The sequence below is a fragment of the Fructilactobacillus sp. X8R1C1 genome (assembly GCF_059900945.1).
This window is the reverse complement of record NZ_JBWXVH010000004.1, coordinates 197,183-203,478: the sequence shown is the minus strand read 5'-3', so window position 1 is coordinate 203,478 and position 6,296 is coordinate 197,183. Positions and strand designations below refer to the sequence as shown.

The window sequence follows — 6,296 nt, the reverse complement described above, 5'->3', positions numbered from 1 at the left end:
ATCAAAATCTTGTTCAGTTTTCAAAGATCTACTCTTGATTGTTGCCGTTTGATTCTTCCTTAACGCAACATGTATAACTATACTACGTTGTGTTTTAAATGTCAACAGATAAACTCAATTATTTTAAATTTATTTGTTAGCAATCGGCAAAAACATCACTGCAACATCAAATATAATACAGTATTTTGCATTTCAGTGCAAGAGCAATATTTAAGATAATCAATCTTGTTCACAGTCAGTGACTTCATTAATTACCATCAAACTATTTTCCTCTCTCACTGAGCATTTACTACTATACATGCGCCCAATTACTTTGTCAACACTTTTGGTCAAAAAAGGTCAAACTTTTTTCAATTTTTATTTTCCATCTAATAAATGAACGTAATCGGACAAGTGATCAATCTTTACAAAAGCTACTCTAACAATGTTTCAAATCATTTTTGTACAAATAAAAAGAGATGATTAAAATCATCTCTTTTTCTATCAAACAAATCTATTTTTTATTATATTCATCCTGTGGATTATCAGAATTATCTTCTGGTCTCATAGTTGGGAACAAGAGAACATCACGAATGGATGGTGCGTCAGTTAAAAGCATTACCAAACGATCAATTCCAATTCCTAATCCACCTGTAGGAGGCATGCCATACTCAAGTGCTTCGATAAAGTCTTCATCGATACCCTGAGCTTCATCATTCCCCTCTTCACGTTCCTTAGCTTGAGCTTCAAAACGTTGACGTTGATCAATTGGATCATTTAATTCAGAAAAAGCATTAGCATATTCATTACCAAGAATATATAATTCAAAACGGTCCGTAAATCTTGGGTCATCAGCATTTTTCTTTGCCAAAGGAGAAATTTCAATTGGATGACCATAGACAAACGTTGGCTTCTTTAGCTTTGGTTGAACGAACTGTTCAAAGAAAGCATTAATGATATGACCAACTTTCCAGTATGATTCATAGTGCACACCGTGTTTATCAGCCAACTTCTTAGCGTCATCATCCGACATCTTAGGCCAAAAATCAACTCCCGTATATTTTTTCACGGCATCAACCATATGAATTCGATCGAATTCTTGGTTCAAATCAACTTCTTCACCCTGATACGTAACCTTACCATCATCACTAACGGCTTTGGCAGCGGCTCTAAAAATTCCTTCGGTTTCATCCATTACATCATGAAAATCAAAGTATGCCGCATAGGTCTCGAGTTCAGTAAATTCAGGATTGTGTTCCTTATCCATCCCTTCATTTCTGAACACACGGCCAATCTCGTAGACACGTCCCATGCCACCTACAATCAAACGCTTCAAATGAAGTTCCAGTGCAATTCGCAAATATAAATCAATATTTAAAGCATTATGATGAGTTATAAATGGACGAGCGGATGCTCCACCGGCAGTAGTGTGTAATACTGGGGTCTCAACCTCAGTAAAGTCCATCTTATTATCCAAGAAGTTTCGAACTGCCTTAATAATTTTACTCCGCTTCTGGAAACGCTCAAAACTATCACGATTTGAGATTAAATCAAGGTATCGCTGACGATACTTTTGTTCTTTATTTTGTAATCCGTGATACTTATCAGGAAGTGGACGAAGTGCCTTTGATAGGAAAGTAATGGACGTCGCACGAACGGTTAGTTGCCCCATGTCTGTCTTAATTACTTCACCAGTAAAGCCAAGAAAGTCCCCGATGTCAGCACGCTTAAAGATATGATACTGTTCTTCTCCAACAACGTCTTTTCGAACGTAAACCTGGATTTTGCCAGAACGATCAAGGATATCGGCAAATCCAACTTTACCTTTGCCCCGTTTAGCTACCATTCGTCCAGCAATCGTAGCCTTGACATCTTTTTGTTCTAATTCTTCCTTATCGTACTTATCAAACTCTTTGTCTAAATCTTTTGCCAAATAAGTTGGCTTAAAGGCATGACCAAAAGGATCAATTCCCTCATCTCGTAGCTCTTGCATCTTTTCTCTACGAACTTTTAATTGGTCATTCATTTTCTTCTCTTGTGCCAATTCAAATCCCCCAAACTAGTAACTTACATTCATAATAACATAGTTAAGCATCGTAATTATGCATTTTTCCGTGCGTTTCTCATCGCATCTTTTTCTAGAAAATCATCGAAGATCTGGTCCATCTCTGCTTCAGATTCAGCATTGTTTAACTTTACTTTGGTTCGAGCCGAATGAGAAATTCCTTTCAAGTAATAAGCGGCCTGACCTCTGAATTGTCTTGGCCCAACATATTCACCCTTAATTCGAACCAGCCCATGCAAATGTTCCTTAGCAGTGTTGATTTTTTTCTCAACACTTGGTTCCGGGATTAATTCGCCAGTTGCTAGATAGTGCTCAGTTTGCCTCAAAACCCAGGGATTTCCTTCAACGGCACGGCCCATCATTACTGCATCACAACCTACTTCATCAATCATTTGTTTAGCCTGTTGTGGAGTAGTCACGTCACCATTTCCAATGAACGGAATCGTCAATGCATCGGCAACTTCTTTTAAAATCTCCCAGTTAGCATGACCGGTATACATTTGTTTTCTAGTTCGACCGTGCATCGCAACAGCAGAAGCCCCAGCCGCCTCAGCAGCAAGCGCATTTTGCACCGCATAAACATGATCCTCATCCCAACCAGTTCGCATCTTAACCGTTACTGGCTTTTTAACGGCAGCAGTTACATATGACACCATTTCATAAACCTTATCAGGATCAAGGAGCCACTTAGCCCCGGCATCGGTCTTAACGACCTTATTTACGGGACAACCCATGTTGATATCAATAATATCAGCAGCCGTCTTCTGATCAATAAACTTAGCAGCCTCCACTAAAGTTTCTTTGGTTCCACCAAAAATCTGAATACTCATTGGGTGTTCATTAGGATCAACGTTAACCATGCTTAACGTTTTTTTGTTGTTATACATAATTCCACGATCGGAAATCATTTCACAGACAACTAATCCCGCACCAAACTTTTTACAAATGATTCTAAAGGCTGAGTTCGTAACTCCAGCCATTGGAGCTACTACTAATTGATTTGGAATCGTTACGTTTCCAATTTTCCACTCCATTTTTTCACCTCATCTAAATTGTTTCCAAACATTTTATATAATACCATACCAGTACAAAAAAGAGCGAACCGTATGACAGCACGCTCTTTGATACTACTTATCCTTCTCATTCAATAAATCAACCAATTCATCTTCCGAAAAGTTATACTTTTTACCACAAAAATTACATACAACCTGTGCCCCATGATCTTCATCAATCAATTGCTGCAGATCCTTCTTACCAATTCCCGCAATGTCTTTGGCAAATTTTTCTTTGGAACAATTGCAGACAAATTCGACTGGCATATGATCAATAACGTCCAGATTATCCGTGCCAAATAACTCATCCAAAATGTGATCAGGATTAGGATCCTTTTCTAACATTGACGAAATACTGGGCGCATTCTTTAAAGTCTGCTCCAACTTATCAATTGCCTCGTCAGAAGCACCAGGCATGACTTGAATCAAATATCCCCCGGCACTTTGGACGTTGTTTTTTCCGTCAATGTCAACTGAAACTCCAACGGCTGATGGAATCTGTTCTGACTTTGCTAAATAAAAGGTAAAATCATCACCAATTTTACCGCTTGCGAGTGGAACATCACTAGTGTAAGGCTCACTTGTTCCCTGATTTTTAACGACTTCTAAAAAACCATTCGTTCCTACACCCTTAGAAACATCAACTTTCCCATCCTTTGTGAGTGGCAAGTTAACGTGAGGATTCTGAATGTATCCCTTAATGTGTCCCTTAGCATCAGCATCAATAACCATTCCGCCGACTGGACCACGTCCATTTAAGCGAACGGTCATGCTTTCTTTTCCCTTTAACACTGAGGCCGACAGCATCAAGCTTGCAGCAATCGTTCTTCCAAGTGCTGCCGTTGATGTACTCCAGGTATCATGAATTTTTTGAACATAACTGACAATTCCAGTCGCGTTTAAGCCGTAAACCCGAAACATCCCATCTTTAGTAAGTGCCTTAACTAATACATCATTTTTATCATTCATTTTATTCCCTCCTTAGATTAAAAAAGAACGTGGGCTTTGATCCCAACGTTCTTTTCGTTTATTGATCTTGATTATCAGAATCTTGGTGATCTGAATTACTATCATGATTTTCATCGTGTTTTTCTTCAGAATGATCAATTTCTTGTTCAAGTTTCTTTTCGTGCTCGTGCTCCTTAGCGTCAATGGCTTTCTTAGCTTGTTCAAAGGTTTCATTTTCACTAGGGTACTCATCACTATTAGTTGAATGTTCAGGCATTTTACCGGTCTTGTAGAGACTCAAAATTTCCTTTTCATCCAACGTCTCGTATTTAAGCAACGCATCCGCAATTGCCTTGTGCTGATCACGATGACCCTCAATAATCTCCTTAGCTTCACCATGAGCTTCATCAATAAAGTACTTCACTTCATCATCAATCTTAGCTGCGGTTTCCTGTGAGTACTTAGGAGCAGCGTATGGATCTTGGTTAGGACTTTCGAGTTCCACGGTTCCAATCTTGTCACTCATTCCATATTGAGTAACCATGGCACGAGCAAGATTAGTGGCTTGCTCAAAGTCATTTGAAGCACCAGATGATTCAGAATGGAAAACGACTTCTTCAGCAGTTCTACCACCCATTAACCCAGCTAATTGTTCTTGAGCGTTCTTCTTTGAGATCAATTGTTGGTCTTCCTTAGGCAGCATGATGGCATATCCACCAGCACGACCTCTTGGAACAATGGTAACCTTATGAACAACTCGAGCGTCATTTAATACTAAACCAACGATGGTATGACCAGCTTCATGGTTAGCCACAATTTGACGTTCGTGTTCGTTAATAACCTTATTACGTTTAGCTGGTCCAGCAATAACACGATCCTCAGCTTCATCCATATCAGCCGCATTAATCTCATTATCACCATTTCTCGCGGCCAGTAAGGCAGCTTCATTTAGCAAGTTCGCTAAATCAGCACCAACAAATCCGGGAGTCTGTTTAGCAATTTCATGAAGGTCAACATCAGAAGCAAGTGGTTTGTCTTTGGCATGAACTTTCAAAATTGCTTCTCGTCCACGAACATCAGGCTGACCAACTAAGATTTTCCGATCAAAACGACCTGGACGAGTTAAGGCTGGGTCTAAAACATCAGAACGGTTCGTGGCGGCAATGACAATAACACCTTCATTACCAGTAAAACCATCCATTTCAACCAACAACTGGTTAAGGGTTTGTTCACGTTCATCGTGACCGCCCCCCATTCCGGATCCACGTTTTCGTCCAACGGCATCAATTTCATCAATAAAGATGATGGCCGGTGAATTCTTCTTAGCTTGAGCAAACAAGTCTCTAACACGACTCGCACCAACCCCAACGAACATCTCAACGAAATCAGACCCTGATAATGAGTAGAATGGAACGTTTGCTTCACCGGCAACCGCCTTGGCTAACAGCGTCTTACCAGTACCCGGAGGTCCCTCAAGCAAGACACCTTTTGGTATAACGGCACCCAGCTTAGTAAACTTCTTTGGATCCTTTAAAAATTCAACAACTTCGACCAGTTCTTGTTTTTCTTCATCTTCACCAGCAACGTCACTAAACTTAACATTACTCTTAACTGGTTTAGCCTGGCTCTTTCCGACTTTCATGACACCACCAGCGCCACCACCTGCTCCACCAGCTTGCTTCATCATAATGTAGAACAAGTAAATGAAGATTAATAATGGTAGAACTGATATTGCTAAGTTTAACCAAAAGCTATTCGATTGTGTTTCTTTAGTACTCATCGGCACCTTATTCTTATTAGCTAACTTGGTAATCTGACTAACCGATGAGTCATTCTTTAAAATGCTAGTAGTGAATCCATTTACCTTAGTGTAAGTATTGTTGCTCGACTTGGTAAGTTTTCCATTACTAAAATTAAGCGGAATTCCGTTATTTTTCTGCTTAACATTTTGGGGCTTCTTGTACTGACCAGTTATTTTATATACACCGCCAGAAGGTTGAACAGAGAAGTTTTTAACCTTGTTCGTCTGCAAATCATTTGTAAATTGACTTGAACGAATTCCCTGAGTTTGAGTGCTTTGTGATCCGCTGCCACCACCAGTGACAAGCATAATCACACCCATGACAACCACAAAGATGATGATATAAAATAGGCTACTCTTAAAAAGCCCATTTTTATTATTTTTCATTTGTGCCTCCCAATCTAATTTCTCGAAAAGATAACAAATAGAATGTTATCACTTTTACTTTAAA

General features: G+C 39.4%; 4 protein-coding genes. All 4 read right to left on the bottom strand.

Going from position 1 to position 6,296, the window contains the following annotated elements:
- Positions 1-493: 493 nt before the first annotated feature.
- The 4 genes from lysS to ftsH all read right to left on the bottom strand — a co-directional run bounded on the left by lysS (position 494) and on the right by ftsH (position 6,232).
- Positions 494-2,023, bottom strand: a complete 1,530-nt coding sequence (gene lysS, locus AC6UD1_RS05380) for a lysine--tRNA ligase (protein WP_500707474.1) — start codon at positions 2,021-2,023, stop codon at positions 494-496.
- A 56-nt stretch (positions 2,024-2,079) separates the two neighbouring features.
- The gene (dusB, locus tag AC6UD1_RS05375; RefSeq protein WP_500707473.1) at positions 2,080-3,078 is read right to left on the bottom strand and encodes a tRNA dihydrouridine synthase DusB; all 999 of its coding nucleotides are present in this window, start codon (positions 3,076-3,078) and stop codon (positions 2,080-2,082) included.
- Between the two features lie 93 nt (positions 3,079-3,171).
- Positions 3,172-4,065 carry an Hsp33 family molecular chaperone HslO gene (hslO, locus tag AC6UD1_RS05370; RefSeq protein WP_500707472.1) on the bottom strand — a complete coding sequence of 298 codons (894 nt, stop codon included), beginning with the start codon at positions 4,063-4,065 and terminating at the stop codon, positions 3,172-3,174.
- A 58-nt stretch (positions 4,066-4,123) separates the two neighbouring features.
- Positions 4,124-6,232, bottom strand: coding sequence for an ATP-dependent zinc metalloprotease FtsH (gene ftsH / locus AC6UD1_RS05365; RefSeq protein ID WP_500693969.1), 2,109 nt, complete (start codon positions 6,230-6,232; stop codon positions 4,124-4,126).
- Between the last annotated feature and the right edge of the window lie 64 nt (positions 6,233-6,296).

Coding starts and splice junctions, on each gene's coding strand:
- dusB (WP_500707473.1), bottom strand. CDS start 3,078: ATGGAGTGGAAAATTGGAAACGTAACGATTCCAAATCAATTAGTAGTA.
- hslO (WP_500707472.1), bottom strand. CDS start 4,065: ATGAATGATAAAAATGATGTATTAGTTAAGGCACTTACTAAAGATGGG.
- ftsH (WP_500693969.1), bottom strand. CDS start 6,232: ATGAAAAATAATAAAAATGGGCTTTTTAAGAGTAGCCTATTTTATATC.